The sequence below is a fragment of the Paenibacillus lignilyticus genome (assembly GCF_017942085.1).
Taxonomy (GTDB): domain Bacteria; phylum Bacillota; class Bacilli; order Paenibacillales; family Paenibacillaceae; genus Paenibacillus_Z; species Paenibacillus_Z lignilyticus.
In genome coordinates, this window is record NZ_JAGKSP010000027.1 from 1 (window position 1) to 17,289 (window position 17,289).

General features: G+C 53.5%; 17 protein-coding genes. 8 read left to right on the plus strand and 9 right to left on the minus strand.

Annotated elements, in window-relative coordinates; genetic code table 11:
• Together I8J30_RS30085 and uvrA are read left to right on the plus strand one after the other, a co-directional pair.
• Window positions 1-1,047: exosporium glycoprotein BclB-related protein (locus tag I8J30_RS30085; RefSeq protein ID WP_276316197.1), on the plus strand; the 1,047-nt coding region annotated here is incomplete at its 5' end.
• Between the two features lie 474 nt (window positions 1,048-1,521).
• The gene (gene uvrA / locus I8J30_RS30090; protein ID WP_210664112.1) at window positions 1,522-4,029 is read left to right on the plus strand and encodes an excinuclease ABC subunit UvrA; all 2,508 of its coding nucleotides are present in this window, start codon (window positions 1,522-1,524) and stop codon (window positions 4,027-4,029) included.
• A gap of 66 nt (window positions 4,030-4,095) precedes the next feature.
• On the opposite strand, the gene I8J30_RS30095 is transcribed toward uvrA, so the two are convergent.
• Together I8J30_RS30095 and I8J30_RS30100 are read right to left on the minus strand one after the other, a co-directional pair.
• Entirely contained in the window at window positions 4,096-5,118 is a 1,023-nt protein-coding gene (locus tag I8J30_RS30095; RefSeq protein WP_210664113.1) for an SDR family oxidoreductase, read from the minus strand.
• A 76-nt stretch (window positions 5,119-5,194) separates the two neighbouring features.
• Window positions 5,195-5,560: a DUF4180 domain-containing protein gene (locus I8J30_RS30100; protein WP_210664114.1), complete on the minus strand. Its 366-nt coding sequence runs from the start codon at window positions 5,558-5,560 to the stop codon at window positions 5,195-5,197.
• Window positions 5,561-5,790: 230 nt separating this feature from the next.
• Between I8J30_RS30100 and trpB the strand changes: the two genes are divergently transcribed.
• Window positions 5,791-6,954, plus strand: coding sequence for a tryptophan synthase subunit beta (gene trpB / locus I8J30_RS30105; RefSeq protein ID WP_210664115.1), 1,164 nt, complete (start codon window positions 5,791-5,793; stop codon window positions 6,952-6,954).
• 24 nt (window positions 6,955-6,978) lie between these two features.
• Complete coding sequence (locus I8J30_RS30110) at window positions 6,979-7,686, plus strand: histidine phosphatase family protein (RefSeq protein WP_210664116.1); 708 nt, start codon at window positions 6,979-6,981, stop codon at window positions 7,684-7,686.
• Between the two features lie 49 nt (window positions 7,687-7,735).
• Here I8J30_RS30110 and I8J30_RS30115 read toward each other — a convergent pair whose 3' ends face one another.
• Window positions 7,736-8,422, minus strand: a complete 687-nt coding sequence (locus I8J30_RS30115; protein ID WP_210664117.1) for a TetR/AcrR family transcriptional regulator — start codon at window positions 8,420-8,422, stop codon at window positions 7,736-7,738.
• A 177-nt stretch (window positions 8,423-8,599) separates the two neighbouring features.
• Between I8J30_RS30115 and I8J30_RS30120 the strand changes: the two genes are divergently transcribed.
• Window positions 8,600-10,051: a DHA2 family efflux MFS transporter permease subunit gene (locus I8J30_RS30120; RefSeq protein WP_210664118.1), complete on the plus strand. Its 1,452-nt coding sequence runs from the start codon at window positions 8,600-8,602 to the stop codon at window positions 10,049-10,051.
• 110 nt (window positions 10,052-10,161) lie between these two features.
• Window positions 10,162-10,974 carry a VOC family protein gene (locus tag I8J30_RS30125; RefSeq protein WP_210664119.1) on the plus strand — a complete coding sequence of 271 codons (813 nt, stop codon included), beginning with the start codon at window positions 10,162-10,164 and terminating at the stop codon, window positions 10,972-10,974.
• A 51-nt stretch (window positions 10,975-11,025) separates the two neighbouring features.
• Here the strand turns inward: I8J30_RS30125 and I8J30_RS30130 are convergent, their stop codons facing one another.
• The 4 genes from I8J30_RS30130 to I8J30_RS30145 form a co-directional block, all read right to left on the minus strand.
• Window positions 11,026-11,370: a zinc ribbon domain-containing protein YjdM gene (locus I8J30_RS30130; RefSeq protein ID WP_210664120.1), complete on the minus strand. Its 345-nt coding sequence runs from the start codon at window positions 11,368-11,370 to the stop codon at window positions 11,026-11,028.
• A 105-nt stretch (window positions 11,371-11,475) separates the two neighbouring features.
• A complete protein-coding gene (locus I8J30_RS30135) occupies window positions 11,476-11,925 on the minus strand; it encodes an SRPBCC family protein (RefSeq protein WP_210664121.1) in 450 nt (149 codons plus the stop codon).
• Between the two features lie 9 nt (window positions 11,926-11,934).
• Window positions 11,935-12,270 (minus strand): MerR family transcriptional regulator, encoded by a 336-nt coding sequence (locus I8J30_RS30140; RefSeq protein ID WP_210664122.1) that lies wholly within the window; start codon window positions 12,268-12,270, stop codon window positions 11,935-11,937.
• A gap of 151 nt (window positions 12,271-12,421) precedes the next feature.
• Window positions 12,422-13,597, minus strand: a complete 1,176-nt coding sequence (locus tag I8J30_RS30145; RefSeq protein ID WP_240548489.1) for a YhgE/Pip domain-containing protein — start codon at window positions 13,595-13,597, stop codon at window positions 12,422-12,424.
• 195 nt (window positions 13,598-13,792) lie between these two features.
• Here I8J30_RS30145 and I8J30_RS30150 point away from each other — a divergent pair, with 195 nt between their 5' ends.
• On the plus strand, window positions 13,793-14,401 hold the full coding sequence (locus tag I8J30_RS30150) for a TetR/AcrR family transcriptional regulator (protein WP_210664124.1): 609 nt from the start codon (window positions 13,793-13,795) through the stop codon (window positions 14,399-14,401).
• A gap of 95 nt (window positions 14,402-14,496) precedes the next feature.
• Here I8J30_RS30150 and I8J30_RS30155 read toward each other — a convergent pair whose 3' ends face one another.
• Window positions 14,497-15,228, minus strand: coding sequence for a class I SAM-dependent methyltransferase (locus tag I8J30_RS30155; protein WP_210664125.1), 732 nt, complete (start codon window positions 15,226-15,228; stop codon window positions 14,497-14,499).
• 213 nt (window positions 15,229-15,441) lie between these two features.
• Here I8J30_RS30155 and I8J30_RS30160 point away from each other — a divergent pair, with 213 nt between their 5' ends.
• Window positions 15,442-15,957: a Crp/Fnr family transcriptional regulator gene (locus I8J30_RS30160; RefSeq protein WP_210664140.1), complete on the plus strand. Its 516-nt coding sequence runs from the start codon at window positions 15,442-15,444 to the stop codon at window positions 15,955-15,957.
• 6 nt (window positions 15,958-15,963) lie between these two features.
• On the opposite strand, the gene hmpA is transcribed toward I8J30_RS30160, so the two are convergent.
• Complete coding sequence (hmpA, locus tag I8J30_RS30165) at window positions 15,964-17,232, minus strand: NO-inducible flavohemoprotein (protein ID WP_210664141.1); 1,269 nt, start codon at window positions 17,230-17,232, stop codon at window positions 15,964-15,966.
• Window positions 17,233-17,289 lie beyond the last annotated feature (57 nt).

Genomic DNA, 17,289 nt, shown 5'->3' on the forward strand with positions numbered 1-17,289 from the left:
CCCGCCCCCCCCCCCCCCCCCGCCCGCCCTGCTCCGCCCCCCGCCCCCGGCCCTGCCGCCGCCACCCGTGCCTCCGCTCTGCCCCGTACCCCCGCCCCCCCCGCTGCTTCCCGTGCGCCTGCTGCCACCGGTGACCCTGGTACGCCTGGCGCCGCTGGAGCTACCGGTGCGACTGGTGCGACCGGTGACCCTGGTACGCCTGGCGCCGCTGGAGCTACCGGCGCGACTGGTGCGACCGGTGACCCTGGTACGCCTGGCGCCGCTGGAGCTACTGGTGCGACTGGAGCCACTGGCGCGACCGGTGACCCTGGTACACCTGGCGCCGCTGGCGCAACCGGTGCGACTGGAGCCACTGGTGCTACCGGTGATCCTGGTACGCCTGGAGCTGCCGGCGCGACTGGTGCTACTGGCGCTACTGGCGCAACCGGTGACCCTGGTACGCCTGGGACTGCCGGAGCTACTGGCGCGACTGGCGTTGGCGCTACAGGGGCTACTGGTGCTACCGGAGACACCGGCGCTCCCGGAAGCGGTGCTATCATTCCATTTGCTTCAGGGTTGCCTTCCACTTTAACAACAGTACTTCTCGGGCTTCTCAACACTTCAAGTGTGATTGGCTTTGGAACCAATGCATCGAATATCACCATTACAGGCGGAACCATCGATCTTACCGGGGGAGCCGGTATCTTACTAAACGAAGCATTCTCGGTTCCGCGCGCAGCAACCCTGACATCCATGGCTGCATACTTCAGTACTACAGCAGCATTAACTCTAGTAGGTTCTACTGTAACCATAACAGCCCGGTTGTTCCAATCTACCACGCCTAATAATGCCTTCATTGCGGTTCCTGGAGCAGTTGTAACATTAGCCCCTGCTCTCACCGGAACACTGGGCATTGGTGATACCAGCAGCGGAATTACGACAGGACTCAGCATTCCCGTAGCAGCAGGTACCCGTCTATTAATGGTGTTCACCGCAACGGTTACTGCCGGCGCAGATGTTGCAACAGTTATTGCCGGTTATGCAAGCGCCGGAATCTCCCTCGTCTAATACAGACATGAAACTAATAGTCATCTATTCAAAGGCCCTCCTTCATGGAGGGCCTTCTGTCTGTCGAGAAACTCGCTCCCCGAAGTCTAACGGTTGCCAGAGAGGCTATTTCACGATTTAAGCATGGTTTCCGCCCGAAAATGGGCAAATAAGCTCCAAGATAACCGTTAGAGAAAATTCAAAGCCAGAAAAGACCAAATAAGCACTGTGGCAACCGTTAGAACACAGCCCCTCCGCTCTGGCAGGGGATTGTCTATCGAGCGGAAGACACGTCAAGTTAGTAGGTTTCTCTTGAGGCCCTCCTCTGCGGAGTGCCTTATTTCTATGTACAAAGCCTCTAACTGAAGATTAATGTATACTGACAAAGTTTGCACTTAATACTCTTGCTACCATCGATACGAAACTCCAACAACCTTAGCATTTGCACAAATGTTATATAATAAGGTTAGTTCTTCATTAGGGAGGAAAATATCGGTGAACGATTGGATCGAAATTAAGGATGCGCATGAGAACAATTTAAAACATGTATCCCTTCGCATTCCGAAGTACAGGCTTGTTGTGCTGACAGGGCCATCCGGCTCCGGTAAATCAACGCTTGCAATGGATACGCTGCAGCGAGAATGCCAACGTCAATACATGGAATCGATGGGCATGGTCTCCGACTCCATCAATAAACCAAAGGTCGGCGCCATTATTGGCCTGTCCCCTTCAATCAGCGTCGGACAGCATGTCACGAACCGCAATCCACGCTCAACAGTAGGAACCGTTACGGACATTTACACTTATTTGCGGGCGATTTTCTCCCGGGCCGGGCACCGTGCTTGTCCTTCCTGCGGCGAAAGCATCCCTCCCGGGCCCGCGACCACTGCCCATATAGGAGCTGCTGAAGAAGACGACCGCCAAGAATGGGTGAATTGTCCAAAATGCCATACCGCTGTTGAACGGCTGACCATGTCGCATTTCTCGTTCAACCAGCCGCAAGGCGCATGTGCAAGCTGCTCAGGCCTTGGCATGGTCTCCACCCTGCGAATGGAAGCTGTGTTCGATCAAGAGAAAAGCCTGCGAGGCGGCGGCGTTCCGTCCCTATTCGAGATGATGATCGACTATTATACCGTCATCTTGAAGGCAGCGGGCGAATATTACGGCTTCCACTTCGACCCGGACCTTCCGCTCAAGGACTACAACGAAGTTCAGCGCGATCTGCTCTATTATGGTGTGGAGAGCGAGCAGTTTATGCGCCATTATCCGGATACCAAACCCCCGAAGAAAGTGAACAGCGGCAAATTCGAGGGCATTCTTACCGGCATATGGCGGCGCTTCAAAGAGAAAGGGCCGGATGCGGAGGGCAGCATGAACACCGCCTCCTTGTTCCATCAACAGCTATGCCCGGACTGCCACGGTGCGAAGCTGAATGAACTTGCCCGCTCCGTGAAAGTAGGCGGCGCGGCCATTCACGAAATATCCGATTGGCCGCTTGGTCATGTATATGACTGGGTAGGTCGCCTCCATAATGAACTGTCCCCTGACAGTCTCGAAATGCTGGAGACGATCGTATCCGACGAAATCCCCTCCCGTTTGAAACGGATTCTGGATGTCGGACTCGGCTATCTGTCGCTCAATCGGCAATCCATCACGCTGTCCGGCGGTGAGGCACAGCGGCTTCGGCTCGCATCCCTGCTCGGTTCGGGACTGACAGGCGTCCTCTACATTCTCGATGAGCCGACCGCCGGCTTGCATCCGCGGGATACGGATGGCCTCATTCAAGTGCTGAAGCAGCTTCGGGATCTCGGCAACACGGTGCTTGTCATCGAGCATGATGTGGAGATGATGCGAGCGGCCGATCATGTCATCGACATGGGTCCGGGCGCCGGCAGCACCGGCGGGCGTGTCGTGGGCGAGGGATCGCTGGACGATCTAATGGCCGCCGAGGAGTCGGTGACCGGGGCTTACCTGCGCGACGAAGCGCATTACAAGCTTACCCGCAAAAGTCGCCGTCCAGGCAATGGTCGCAAGCTCACCGTGCGCAATGCACATGCCCGCAATTTGAAGAACGTGACCGTCTCGTTCCCGCTTGGCTGCCTTGTAGCGGTAACCGGCGTGTCCGGGTCAGGCAAATCCACCTTGCTCTTCGACTTGCTGGCCGAAGGGGCAAACGATAACTTGCAGCCGGAAGGCTGCGGCGGCATCGAAGGCACCGAGGAAGTCGGCAACTGGATAACCGTAGATCAGTCCCCTGTAGGACGGATGCAGCGCTCTAATGTGGCGACTTACACCGATATGTTTACGGCGATGCGCAATTTATACGCAGGGTTGCCGGAAGCGAAGAAGCTGAAGCTGACGCCGAAGCACTTCTCCTTTAACACCCCGGGCGGACGCTGCGAGAATTGCCAAGGGCTTGGTGTCATTACCGTGGATATGCACTTCCTGCCGGACATCGAGGTTCGCTGCCCGGCTTGCAAGGGCCGCCGCTTCCAAGAAGAAGTGCTGCGCGTTACCTATGAAGGGTACTCCATCTCGGATTTGCTGGATCTGACCGTTCAAGAAAGTCTCGCCGTCTTCGAAGGCGCGGCGAAGATGGCCGACACCATCGGCCTGCTCTGCGAAGTCGGCCTCGGCTATCTGCACTGGGGCCAATCGGTGCGGACGTTATCCGGCGGCGAAGGCCAGCGGCTGCGACTTGCCAAGGAGCTCGGCAAACGCACGAAGAAACACACGTTATATCTGCTCGATGAGCCGACAACCGGTCTGCATCCGGCCGACGTCAGACAGCTGACCGTGCTGCTCGACAAACTGGTCGATGCGGGCAATACGGTTATCGTCGTCGAGCACAATATGGAGCTGATTCGCGAATCCGACTGGATCGTCGATATCGGTCCCGAAGGCGGCGAGCTTGGCGGTACCGTGATGGCGGAAGGTACGCCCGAACAAGTCGCACAGGTACGCCAATCGTTCACAGGCAGATACTTGCGGGAAGCACTGTAAGCAGCACCAAAAAGCCGCTTCGCCCTCACAGCTGAGGAGGAGAAGCGGCTTTATTTTTCTAATCGGCTACCGGCCTTTAACGGACGCGATTGCCCCTTGCAGCGCATCGATCACCTTATCGCACCAAATATCGAATTCGGGATCTTCCGTTTGGCATTCCGGATGAGCGAGTACGTGGGCCACGGTCTGTTTAACCCCTTGATCGAAGCGAGTTGAAGCGACAAAATCGGGAACAAGCCGTTTGAGCTTCGCATTATCGAACACGACGGAATTGGCTTTATCCCCGATCAAACCGCCCGTATAATCCTCTTTGCTGCATGCCGCCAAGAACTCCGATGACACATGAACCGCTTGAAGTTTAACGCCCAGCGCATCCGCGATGGCCGCGTAAATTTGGTTCCAGGTCACCGTTTCGTCGGATGTAATTTGAACGGCTTCACCGATTGCGTGAATGTTGCCCATTAAGCCGATGAACCCTTTGGCAAAATCGCGATTATGCGTCATCGTCCACAAGGAAGTGCCGTCGCCGTGTATAATAACCGGTTTGTTCGCCAGCATCCGCCGGGCAACCTGCCAACTCCCCTTGCTGCCATGTACGCCAAGCGGAATGGAACGCTCATCATACGTGTGGCTGGGCCGCACAATCGTAATCGGGAAACCTTGTTCCCGGTATTGCTTGATCAAATATTCTTCGCACGCGATCTTATTGCGGGAGTACTCCCAATAAGGATTGGCAAGCGGCGTGCTCTCCGTGACACGGTAATCCGACAGCGGCTTCTGATAGGCTGAAGCGGAGCTGATGAAGATGAACTGCTTGGTTTTTCCATGAAACAACCGGTAATCCCGCTCGAGCTGCTCCGGACGAAACGCAATAAAGTCTGCCACGACATCGAAGCTCAAGTCTTCAATCAGCTTGGCTACTTGACTTTCATCGTTAATATCCGCTTGAAGCACCTTTACATTAGCGGGCAAACTCTCGTTGCGATTGCCTCGGTTCAACAGATACAGCTCACATCCGTCAGTTTCCGATAACTGCCTCGTGATCGCGGAACTGATGATGCCTGTTCCCCCGATGAATAATGCTTTCATAAGCCACCTCCGAAAAGAATTAGAAAGATACTTTACTTATTCTCTTCTTGTCCGCGTACTCCTCTTGAATGGCTACTCAAACACCATGGAGCGCATCCAGCGCAGCCTGCTGATCCTTTAGGAAAAACACCTGCTTGCCGTGATTGCTCTCGTAGATGAAGTCCTTCAAGCTCTTGCTGTCGTAGCCTTCGTAGTCCCCGACGATCGCCAGCTTCAGCTGGTAATTCGTAAATTTCTGCAGAATGTCCCCGGCAATGCGGGTTTTGAGGTCGAAGAAAGCTTCCGTTACATTGGATTTGCTTACTAGTATTTTGTCGCAGTCCTCGTTATAACGAACGGTTGCCATTAAATCCAGCGCACTCTGCACGTCTTCGATGAGGATATCCGAGCTTTCAATGATCGCGACTTTCGAGTTTCCTTGCTGATGAACGGTAATATTCACAGGTACACACCTTCCTTATTTGCCTTGCCACACGACACGCGAATGCCCGCAGCTGCAGTACACTTCCATATTCCTTACTATACACTTCCATTTGCAGAAAATCCCCGTCTTTATTCGCTCTCTCGTTTTTCTTCCGGTTACCCATATTTTCAATGACAATCTCACATAGTATGATAGGATAAAAGAAATTCGCTTCATATCCTACATTCCGTATTGGAGGCGCTTTCAAGATGAGTGATACGCACGTGCAAGAAGGATACTTTGGTGAGTTCGGAGGCAGCTTTGTACCGCCTGAATTGCAAGAGGTACTTGATTATTTGAGCGCGCAGTTCTATGCCTACAAAGATGATCCCGAGTTCAATGAGGAATTGCGCTATTATTTGAAAGAGTACGTCGGCCGTGAAAATCCGCTTACCTTCGCCAAACAGCTGTCTGAAGCATGGGGCGGTCCCAAGATTTACTTGAAGCGCGAAGACCTGAACCATACCGGCGCCCACAAAATCAACAATGTGGTTGGCCAAATTCTGCTCGCCAAACGGATGGGTGCCAAACGAATCATTGCCGAGACGGGCGCCGGCCAGCATGGCGTGGCAACCGCAACGGCATGTGCCATGTTCAACATGGACTGCGTCATTTATATGGGAGCGGAGGATACGCGTCGCCAATCGCTCAATGTATTCCGCATGGAGCTGCTTGGCGCAACCGTCGTTCCGGTTCATAAAGGACAAGGCCGGTTGAAGGATGCCGTAGACGAAGCGCTGAACGATCTCATCCAAAACTACAAAAATACATTCTATCTGCTCGGCTCCGCAGTGGGTCCGCATCCTTTCCCGACGATGGTGAAGCATTTCCAATCCGTCATCAGTGAAGAGTCGAAGCGGCAAATCCTGGAGAAAGAAGGCCGGCTTCCCGATGCGGTGCTGGCTTGTGTCGGTGGAGGCAGTAATGCGATCGGCGCTTTCGCCCACTACTTGGACGAGCCTTCCGTAAGGCTTATCGGCGTGGAGCCTGACCAAGCGCCAACCTTGACCGAAGGCGTGCCGAGCATCATCCACGGATTCAAGTGTCTGGTGCTGCTTGATGAGGAAGGCAATCCGAAGAAGACGTATTCGATTGCCGCGGGTCTCGATTACCCGGGGATCGGTCCGGAGCACAGCCATTTGAAGGTAACGGAGCGAGCTGAATACGTAACCGTCAGCAACGAAGAAGTATTAGCTGCCTTCCAAGAGCTGTCTCGTACAGAAGGCATTATCCCGGCGCTCGAGAGCGCGCACGCGATCGCGTATGCGAAGAAGCTCGCCCCAACCATGAGCAAGGACCAAATTATTATCGTGAACTTGTCCGGACGCGGCGACAAAGATGTGGAGCAAGTGTTCCATATGCTGAAGAAATAAAGGCATGGGATCCGGAGGTACGCGATGAAAATCTATATTATTCGTCATGCAGAGCCTGATTACCCGAATAACACCATCACATCGCCCGGTCATCTTGAAGCACAAGCGCTCGCGGAACGGCTGTCCGGCACCAAGATTGACCGCATCTACAGCTCGCCGCTGGGACGAGCCCTTCATACGATGCAGTATACCGCGGATAAAATCGGGATGCAGGCGACCGTCCTGCCGTGGCTCGAGGAGCTGGGCGGCTGGCAAATGGCGAATCGAGACGGCCATCCCATAGTCGCATGGAATGCCGATCACACGTGGGTCCGCGAGCATCGGCCGTTCCCTTCCAGCGACGATTGGCATGAGCGGGCGCCCTACAATGACCCTTCCTTCGCAGAACGATTCCAAGAGATTAAGGATAACTCGGATCGCTTCTTCTTGGAGAACGGCTACCGCCGCGAAGGCGGGCGCTATAAGATTGAGCAATCGAACCGAGATACGATCGCGATCTTCTGCCACCTTGGCTTCGGCCTGGCCTGGCTGTCCCATCTGCTCGAGCTGCCGTTGCCAATGGTCTGGTCCGGCTTCTGGATTGCGCCAAGCTCCGTCACTACCGTGGTCATGGAAGAGTACGACCACGGCTGGGCAGCTCCGCGCTGCTACGGCATCGGAGATGTCGGACATCTCTACCATGCCGGACTGCCGCTCAGCAGCGCGGGCTTGATCGCGAACAATATTGATTAACAAAAGAAGCCTGCGGAGACTACTGCTCCGCAGGCTTCTTTGTGTCCTATCAGGCTGCGCCGTAGGTGACTTTGCGTACCAGATGTTCGATTCGTTCCACCATCGACGAATCATCGATCTGCACGTACACGTCGGGCTTGAATAGCTGCAGCTTCTTGAGTTGATAATAATCGCTTATCGCGTTTCGCAGCGTCAAATTCTGCTTCATCAGGCAATGCGGGTCCAGCAAATTCCGGAACATCAGCTCGTCTTGCAGGATAAGCAGCGTCGCATTGAGCTCCTGCATGTAGCCCTCTTTCATGCCGCGTTCATAGAACTTGCGCAGCCTCTCATTACGCTCGCTAATGGCCACATTCAGAGAAGCCATCAACTGCGGATATACCTCGCGCAAATCGTTGAAGAACACTTCCGTACTATAGTTGGCAATAAGCAGCGACTGCGCGAACGCGGACTGAAAGCCGTCAATGTAAGCCTTACTGTCGCCTTCGGCAAGCTTCGCTTCAGCGCAAACAATATATTTGATAAAGAGTGCCGTTAATCGTTCAATAATCTCGTCGCGAGAATTGAAATACTTGTATAACGTTGCTTTGGACAAATCCATGGCTTTCGCGATGTCATCCATACGAAGTCCCTGAAACCCGTTCGATTTAATGGGATGCAGCAGCTTGGTTACGTATTTATCCTTCGTGGATTCATCGGTGTATCGGCAGCTTTGCGTTTCGCCTGTCGGTTCCATAAAGCGCTCACACTCACTTTCTTCCTTCCTAGTATACACAAACCTGACATTAAAATAAACTTAATATACAAAGTAAACTAAAATAGATAAAAGTAGTTTACTTTGTATGAGTATTGCAGTATGATCAACTCTACAATAGGCCAACGGCCGTTATTACGATAGGAGTTGAGTTTACTCATGGATCATTCCGCTGTACCGAATGTTCGGTTCTGGCCCATTATGATTGCGGTCTTCTTTGGCGCCTTTCTCAGTATTCTGGGTATCAGCACGATTAACGTCGCGCTGTCGATTTTTATGCAAGACTTTCATGCAAGCTTGAGTACGGTACAGTGGACGCTGACCGGCTTTATGCTTTCGCTTGGTACCGTCGCTCCGCTGACCGGTTATCTGGGGAATCGATTCGGCTACAAGAACGTGTACTTGTATGCCATGGTCGGGTTCGTCCTATTCTCCTTGCTGTGCGGCTTCTCTTGGGGGATCGGCTCGCTGATTACCTTCCGCATCATTCAAGGTATCTTTACGGGTTTGGTCTTGCCTGCAACGATGACGATCATCTTCCAAGTCATTCCGAAAGAGCGGCAGCCTTTCGCCGTTAGTATCTGGGGACTTTCGGCGATGCTTGCGCCGGCATTCGGACCGACGATCAGCGGCTGGCTCATCCAGCAGTTCAGCTGGCGCTGGCTCTTCTTCATCAATGTGCCCATCGGATTGATTGCCATCGTGTTTATTGTCGCGATGATTCCGAACTATCGCATCGGCAAGTCCACCGGCTTGGACAAAATCGGGCTGGCAACGGTCGTCCTCAGCAGCGTGTCGCTTCTGGTTGCACTAAGCCAAGGGCGCCAATGGGGCTGGGATTCAGGCAAGACAGTGGGGCTCTTCGCATTCGGGGCCATCATGCTTATCTTGTTCATCTGGCGCGAGCTGCGCACAGACAATCCGCTGCTTGACCTGCGGGTATTCGGCAATTATCGTTTCTCCATCACGCTGCTGGCCAATACGATCATTACGATCAGCCTTTATTCCGGCACGCTGCTCGTTCCGCTCTTCTTGCAGAACGTTCAGCAAATTACGCCGATGGACACGGGCTTGATCCTGCTTCCATCCTCCCTGATCATGGCGCTCTCCATGCCGCTTGCGGGTAAAATCTATCCGCGTTTCGGTGCCAAATGGTTAACGGTCGGCGGACTCGTGCTCATCATATGGGGCAGCTATGAAATGACGCATATGCACAATGATACCTCGCATCTGTACATCATTTTCTGGATGGCGGTGCGTAACCTCGGCGTATCATTCGCCGCGGCCGCAACAAGTACGGCGGGCATGGAAGAAATTCAACCGCAGATGGTTGGGCATGCTTCCTCGGTGACGAACTGGATTCGTAACGTAGGCGGTTCCTTCGCCATCGCGCTATTCACTTCACTGCTCGCTTCGCATACGATCACGCACGTGACGGAGCTGACGACTGCCGGTACGGAAACCGCGAATCTCATCCCGCTGTTTGGTTTTACAATGAGCGTGAATGACGTCTTCATGGTTGCAACGTATATTGCGGTGGCTGCGCTGCCGTTCACCTTCTTAATTCGTAAACAAGCTCGTCGCACGCAGCCTGCTGCGGCAGCGGCTTAATCATAGCGGCGCAGAGGGTTCCAGCCCTCTGCGCCGCTTTTTTTATGTTAAGGATTGCCAATTTTACATACATAAATGTATTATAAGTGTATAAAGGGAGGCGAATAGTTATGGTGACCCATTTCTCTCGTTTGCAGCTGCACACCTTCTCGATTCCAGGCGTGAAGCAGTTTTACCACGAACAGCTTGCTTTTCCCATTTCCCATGAGTCGGACACCGAAATCCACTTTCAGCCGCTACCTTCGATTACGCTCTGCTTCACGGAAGGGTTAGAGCCCAACGCTCCGGCGCATATCGCTTTCGAAGTGGCGGCTTCCGGCTTCGATGCCGCAGTAGGCTGGCTGCGCAACCAGAATGTAACGCTCCTCAAGTGGCCGGACGGCCGCATCGTGGATGAGTTCGATTCGCGAGGAAGGAACGTCTACTTCCGCGATGGCGACGGCAACTTGCTCGAAATCATTTGCCACTCCTATGTACAGGAAGGCATCCTTCCGCCGATCGGAAATATGAGCCTCCTCTATCTGCGGGAAGTTGGCATGCCGGTGGAGGCCGACGCCGTCATTCCGTTTCGGGAACAGCTCGTGCGGCTGATGGACTTTGGGCTTGATAAAGTATTCGATAATTTCACGTTTGCCATTGGGGGAACAGCCCATGCGATCCTTGTATCCAAAGCGCGAAAATGGATTCCCATCGCGATGGCTGCACTGCCGCCCGCAATAAGCATAAGCTTCGGCGTGAGCAGCATCGATTTTCTTGAAGGGGTCAAAACGCGGCTGGCTGCCGAAGGTATTCCGTTCGAATCGGATGCTCCGGAGTGCGTTAGCTTCCGGCTGTACTCGTATCCGATTTGCCTTGAGTTCGCTGACTTTGGAGCAGATGTGCCTGCCCGTCTGCAATTGCCGCTCGCTCGCCTGAAGACCTAACAAAAAAGCGCCTGCTCGTAATGAGCAGGCGCCTTATCATTTGTAGCCGGGCTAAATTTTCTTCACAAATTCGGATTTTAGCTTCATCGCGCCGAACCCGTCGATTTTGCAGTCGATATCGTGATCGCCATCCATTAACCGGATATTCTTCACCTTCGTGCCCATCTTAACGACAAGAGAAGTCCCTTTCACCTTCAAATCCTTGATGACCGATACGGAATCACCGTCGTTTAGAACGTTGCCATTGGCGTCTTTGATCATCCGGCCTGCATCTTCCGCTTGCCCGGCTTCCGATGCGGTATTCCACTCATGCGCGCATTCCGGGCAGACGAACTGACTTCCGTCCTCGTACGTGTATTCGGAGTTGCATTGCGGACAATTAGGTAAAGTAGACAAAGTTAGAAGCTCCATTCATCTTGTGATTGTCCGTTTATTTTGTCACAGTGCGTCTGAAATGGCAACCGACCTTACAGCCCCGCGCGCGCAGCAAGTGGGCGGTTCTTATTTCCTCGCTTCTTGCTCCACGAGCGCCATAAACTCACGCACGACTTTCAAATTCGCCTTCTGGCTGCCAAGCTTAAGCATAGCTCGTCCGACAAAGTTGACTCCTTTGTTCTCCCCTTCATAGATGAAGGTTGTGCGGGCATCGTCAACCCGTACTAATGTGAATGTGAGCGTAATTTCAAAAGCTTTGCCTAATACGAAGCGGATCGTTTTTCGCTTGGAATGGGGCTGGTCCTCGTACGCCAGGGTGTCGACGATATACGTTTCGACGCGCTTACCCTCCCGATATTTCTGACGATGCTTGGCTCCCGCTTCCCTCTCGCACTTCTCGATGAGCGTATGCTCCTCAACCTTCGGCATAATCCGTTTGATATTCCGATCCGCGAATAGCTCCCATACCTTCTCGATTGGCGCATGAATCGTCGTTTCTTCTTTCCATGTCAGCATAGTTGTCCGTTACTCCCTTCCCGATGCCAGAAATTCGTCAATCTCCTCTACTTGCAGCAGAAGATCCCTTATTTGCGACTGTATCTTGTCCCGCTTCTGTTCCAGCAACCCTTCCAGATGGGCAAAGGACTCATCGTTCATGACCGCGCTCATCTCCTGAATCGTACAGCCGAACCGTCTTAATTTGGTAAGCAGCACCGCTATAAAATAACTGCCGTCGTCGTAGTACCGATAATTGTTCGAGGGATCAATATACACAGGCTCCAGCAGCTTCACTTCCGCGTAATAACGCAGCGTTTCCTTGCTAAGCCCGGTCATTTTCGAGAACGCGCTGATCTTGTACATGTATCTCCCCCTCTCCCAGCATAAACCGTGTGGTGCACCACAGAGTCAATGGATTTCCGTATTTCCGTATTGATTATAACTTGCGCCAAAAAAAAGCGACCAAACCGGAGCAGCTGGAATCCGATTTAGTCGCTTTAATGGGGAACCTTACTTACATAGAGCTATCCAACGTCGGCGCTGCCTTCTTGGGTTTGAGTACAGATGCGGCCGCCACCACCATGCAAATGCCGGACAGCCAGCCAAGCACCTGATAGGTGCCGTTCATGTTTGTACCGTCGAAGTACATGACCGATCGCAGACCGGTTGCAACAAAGCGCAGCGGCGTCCAGCTGTACAGCCAATCCTTCGCAACGGCCGGCAGCATCTCAGGCGCCATATTGATAACCGGCATCGAGAAGAAGAATAACAGCACCATGAGCGGAACCGCCGGCATGCCAATCCAACGCAGCAATGTCGTTTGGAACAGGAAGAATGCCGATCCGGCTAATAATAGGAATAACCATAGCTGCGTCCGGTCCGAAAGCTCCATGCCATACCAGGAGCCCGACATCCATACGAGAAAAGCCGTTGCCCCCGTGACGATAACGAGGCCCGTTACAAGCTTCGTCAGAACGATACGCATATGTCCGCCGCCGGCTTTCACCGCTTGCTGCGACGCTAAGAACAGCGTTATGCTGACTGCCAAGCAGCTGAGCCACATCATCTGGGTCAGCAGCAGCGGCGCGTTGCCGCTGGCATTGTTAGCGCCTACGGGATGCACAATCTGCGAGCTGACCGTGAACGGCTCAATAAGTGCACCGGCTGCTGTTACCGGGATGGCATCGGTGTGTTTCCCGATCTCTGCCAACAGTTGTGTCGACAGCTGAATGCCGACTTTATCCATCGCTACCTGCAGCAGCATGTTCACTGTGCCCGCTACCTGAGCGTTCTTCCCTTCGCTGACATAGATCTGCAGCTGTGCGGGCTGCGGCGCGGCGGTTTGCAGCGAGAGCAATCCGGCGCTAAGATCCGCCGGCAGGATGAGCGCGCCGTAGTATTTCTGCTCATCGATTCCTGCCAGCGCCTCCTCCTTCGAGCCCACGATCTCCCACTTAATCGGCAGCTGTGTCTGCTGGGTCATCTTCTCCTTTAACGTCTCGCCGACGGCCAACTTGTTGCCGTCCGGCTGATCAACCGGCTGATCCAAGACGACCAGCGCAACCGGAAGCTCCTTCGGAGCCGCCCCCGCAGCCGGCCCGATCATCGCCACCCCAAATACCATAAGCACAGCCAGCACAGCTACCGCGCCGATCCATACTAATTTCTGCTTCAGTAAATTTGTATGCAAATTTGCCACTCCTTTATAATGGACATCGTGTTGAATAATGGTCACCGTGTTTATTATAATGATTTGAAGTGAGAACTCAATAATCAACATCCGACGTTTCTGTCGCTTATTGAACACATGCCAACGATGCTGTTCATTTGGAGCGAAAATTCATCTAAAACAACCATTTTATTGCAGAAAGGGGCTGCTTGTACGATGTCTCCGAAAACCGATCCCCGCATCGAGCGGACCAAAGATATGCTGCGCAGCGCACTGATTGAGCTTATTGAAGAGAAAGGCTTCGAATCGATTACCGTGCGGGATTTGACGCTTAAGGCCGGGCTCAATCGGGGAACCTTCTACTTGCACTACCACGATAAGTTCGATCTGCTGGAGCAGTGCAAATCGGAGATCTGGAGAGGCTTCGAAGAACGGATTCAGCACGCCAACCCGGAGCTGCTGCTCCAATATGTGGAGCGCGATGAGGCGTATCCGTTTATGGTCGATGTATTCCGTTTCTTGCGGGAGAACGGCGATTTCTTCAGAGTCATGATGGGCCCGAAGGGTGATCCCTCGTTTAATCTCAGGTACAAAGAACTCATGCTTAAGCATCTCTATAACAAGCTGATGCTGCTGCAGCCAGAGGATCATAAGCTGCTCGTGCCGCGCGATTTTCTCACGGCCTATATTATCTCCGCCAACTTTGGCGTCATGCAGCACTGGCTGGAAACCGGTATGGTTCATACCCCGCACGAAATGGCCTTAATCATCTCTCGTATCATGCGCCGCGGCCCGCTGCGCATGACCGGCGTTCTGGACGGATAGTTGACTCCCTCCGCAAAAAAGCTGTCCCATTAGAGTCACAAGACACTCTTCTGGGACAGCTTCTTTATATGCATGCAATCGCAGGCAACCGAACACTACTTCTCGGCGGCAATCAGCAGGAATATCGGACGGCGGGTCTCATCCCGCATGTCCGGATAGGCAGCGATCGCTTCCGGCGTCGGCTGCGGCTCCGACAGCTGCCTGATGGTGAAGCCGGTCTCGATCAGCTGGTTGATGATCGTCGCAACCGTGCGGTGGTACTTCACGACGTCATTGTCCAGAAACCTCGTTTGCCGCATGCCTTCCTGCTGGTAATCATCAACCGGCCAGTGCATCCGCTCCCCTGCGGGACCGTAATGCCAATCCTGCGCAGCGCGTGCCGTGAACACCGGATGCTCCACCGAAAGAATAAAGCTGCCTCCCGGCGCAAGGTACTCGTGGATTTTGCGGCAGACGATATCGAAACGTTCGACGTAATGCAGAGCAAGCGAGCTGATGACGACATCGAACTGCTCCGCTGCGAACGCGATATCCTCAATCGCAAGCTGAAGATACTCAATCCCCGGATCATGCTCGAACGCCTTGGCGCGCGCAAGCATCATCTCGGACAGATCCACGCCGATTACGGAGCTTGCCCGCATCTCGCGAGCATACCGGCAATGCCATCCGAAGCCGCAGCCAAGGTCCAGCACCCGTTTCCCTTGCAGGTCAGGCATAAGAGCCCGCAGTGCCGGCCACTCCCCGGCCGCTTCAAGCCCACCGATGGAGCGAGGCATTTGATTGTATTGGGCGAAGAAGTCCGGATCATCGTATTTGTTCTGTTTCATCAGTGACGCCCCTTTTCAGCAAATTACTTCAAGTATAGAGAGTCGAAACGTGAGGGTACGAGTTTTTTTGTTGCCACATGAATGCGGGCTATGCTGCAAGCCGCCTCCGATTAATCCTTGTACTTGCTTACGCCCATGAAGTCAGGTCCGCATTAGATCGGTTATACTAAAATAAAAAAATGCCGGCAAACACCGGCATTCACTGAGGTAATGATGATTATACACAAAGGCGAAACCTTATTCCGTCAGGGCGAATCCGGTCCCCTCTACCACCTGAAGAGCGGTTTGCTCAAAATTGTTCGCGTCCATCAGGATGGCTCGCAGATCTTGGTCAATATTATCGTGCCGGACGAAATCATTCCGCATCATTCCTTAATCAGCCCTAATCCTTATTACGGCACTGCGATTGCGCTCGTCACTTGTGAAATCGATTGTTTGCCCGCCGAAGCCTGGTACGCCGAGCTTGAACAAAATCCGGGGCAATGCCGCGACATCGCCCTTAAGCTGCAGGACAAGCTGCGCATGATGCAGCAGCGAATTGACCAACTCACCGAGGTTGCGCCGGCAGAGAAGCTGCGTAAGCTGCAGGCTTGGTTTCAGGCTTACATCTCCCCCCACTCCTTATCCGATGTGCTGACGCAGGATGAGATCGGGCAGTTTCTCGGGCTGCGCCGGGAAACCATTAACCGGCTGCTGCGCAGCCAATCGGAAGGAGAAACCATCAAGTAGTCGCCACTACCCTTGTGCAGAAGCTGTTTCCTGCGGCTGCGCCGTCGTTTCCGGTGCAGCTTCCAAGCTGCCGCTCGGTCCGAAGAATTCATAATGAATATCCTCCGAAGCGACACCCCACTCCTTCAAGAGGCCAAATACCATTCTCATAAACGGCTCCGGACCGCAGAAGTAGAAGCTCGCATCCTTCGTCGGTACGACGTCTTGTAGCCATGGCAGGTCGATATAACCTTCTTTATGAAAAGCTTGCGCGGCACGGTCATCTTCGGTCGGCTTGTCGTAACACCAGTACAACGATACCTGCGATGCGCGTGATGCCAGCTCCTCGACTTCGGATCGCAAGGCATGCACAGAGGCATTTTGCGCGGCATGGATGAACGTAACCGGACGATCCGAATGGCTTTCGGTCAAGGTGGATAGCATACTCACTAGAGGCGTCAAACCGACGCCGCCGCTAATCAAGACAACCGGCCTTGTATCCATGCGATCTAACGTGAAATGGCCTGCAGGTGCCGACAGCCACAGTACGTCCGCTTGGTTGATCTGCTCATGCAAGTATCTCGATACCTTCCCACCGGGTCTGTTCGGAAATTCGTCTTCGCGTTTGACCGAAATGCGATAATACGGTTTACCCGGACCGCCGGATAAGCTGTACTGACGAATATGCGTGTAAGTCTCCCCGGGAATGTGCACTTTAACGCTCACATACTGCCCCGGCTCGAAAGCAGGAAGTGCTCCTCCATCCTCCGGTACCAGATAGAAGGATGTAATGACATCGCTCTCCCGCACCTTCCTCTCCACGCGAAATGCCCGATAGTCCGCCCAACCGCCATTTTGCTGCTCAGCCTGTTTGTACATTTCGGCTTCCGTCTCGATAAAGACATTCGCGATAATTCCATAGGCTTCCGCCCAGGCGCCTAAAATCTCCTCCGTTGCCGCATCACCCAGCACATCCTTGATCGCGGTCAGCAGCATTTGGCCGACAATGGGATAATGCTCTGCTTTGACGCCAAGGCTGCGATGTTTATGGGCGATTTGCTTCACAGCCGGCAGAATCATCTCCAGCTTATCGATGTGAAGCGCAGCCGCATAAACCGCATTGGCCAGCGCAGTCTGCTGCCTGCCCTTGGTTTGATTCGCATGATTGAACATATGAAGCAGCTCGGGATGAGCGGTAAACAGCAGCTGATAGAATCGTTTCGTAATGGTCGTGCCATGAACCTCTAATACCGGAACGGTTGATTTAATAATATCGATCGTTTGTTTGCTTAGCATGGTCAGTTCCTCGCTTTCGTCACTTGGAATAATCCAAGTATACAAGACGGCCTCACG

Bases quoted from the DNA above. Each gene is read 5' to 3' on its own strand.
- I8J30_RS30125 (WP_210664119.1), top strand. From the start codon at position 10,162: ATGGTGACCCATTTCTCTCGTTTGCAGCTGCACACCTTCTCGATTCCA.
- I8J30_RS30095 (WP_210664113.1), bottom strand. From the start codon at position 5,118: ATGAAAGCATTATTCATCGGGGGAACAGGCATCATCAGTTCCGCGATC.
- I8J30_RS30160 (WP_210664140.1), top strand. From the start codon at position 15,442: ATGATTATACACAAAGGCGAAACCTTATTCCGTCAGGGCGAATCCGGT.
- I8J30_RS30155 (WP_210664125.1), bottom strand. From the start codon at position 15,228: ATGAAACAGAACAAATACGATGATCCGGACTTCTTCGCCCAATACAAT.
- trpB (WP_210664115.1), top strand. From the start codon at position 5,791: ATGAGTGATACGCACGTGCAAGAAGGATACTTTGGTGAGTTCGGAGGC.
- hmpA (WP_210664141.1), bottom strand. From the start codon at position 17,232: ATGCTAAGCAAACAAACGATCGATATTATTAAATCAACCGTTCCGGTA.
- I8J30_RS30115 (WP_210664117.1), bottom strand. From the start codon at position 8,422: ATGGAACCGACAGGCGAAACGCAAAGCTGCCGATACACCGATGAATCC.
- I8J30_RS30135 (WP_210664121.1), bottom strand. From the start codon at position 11,925: ATGCTGACATGGAAAGAAGAAACGACGATTCATGCGCCAATCGAGAAG.
- I8J30_RS30140 (WP_210664122.1), bottom strand. From the start codon at position 12,270: ATGTACAAGATCAGCGCGTTCTCGAAAATGACCGGGCTTAGCAAGGAA.
- I8J30_RS30110 (WP_210664116.1), top strand. From the start codon at position 6,979: ATGAAAATCTATATTATTCGTCATGCAGAGCCTGATTACCCGAATAAC.
- I8J30_RS30150 (WP_210664124.1), top strand. From the start codon at position 13,793: ATGTCTCCGAAAACCGATCCCCGCATCGAGCGGACCAAAGATATGCTG.
- I8J30_RS30120 (WP_210664118.1), top strand. From the start codon at position 8,600: ATGGATCATTCCGCTGTACCGAATGTTCGGTTCTGGCCCATTATGATT.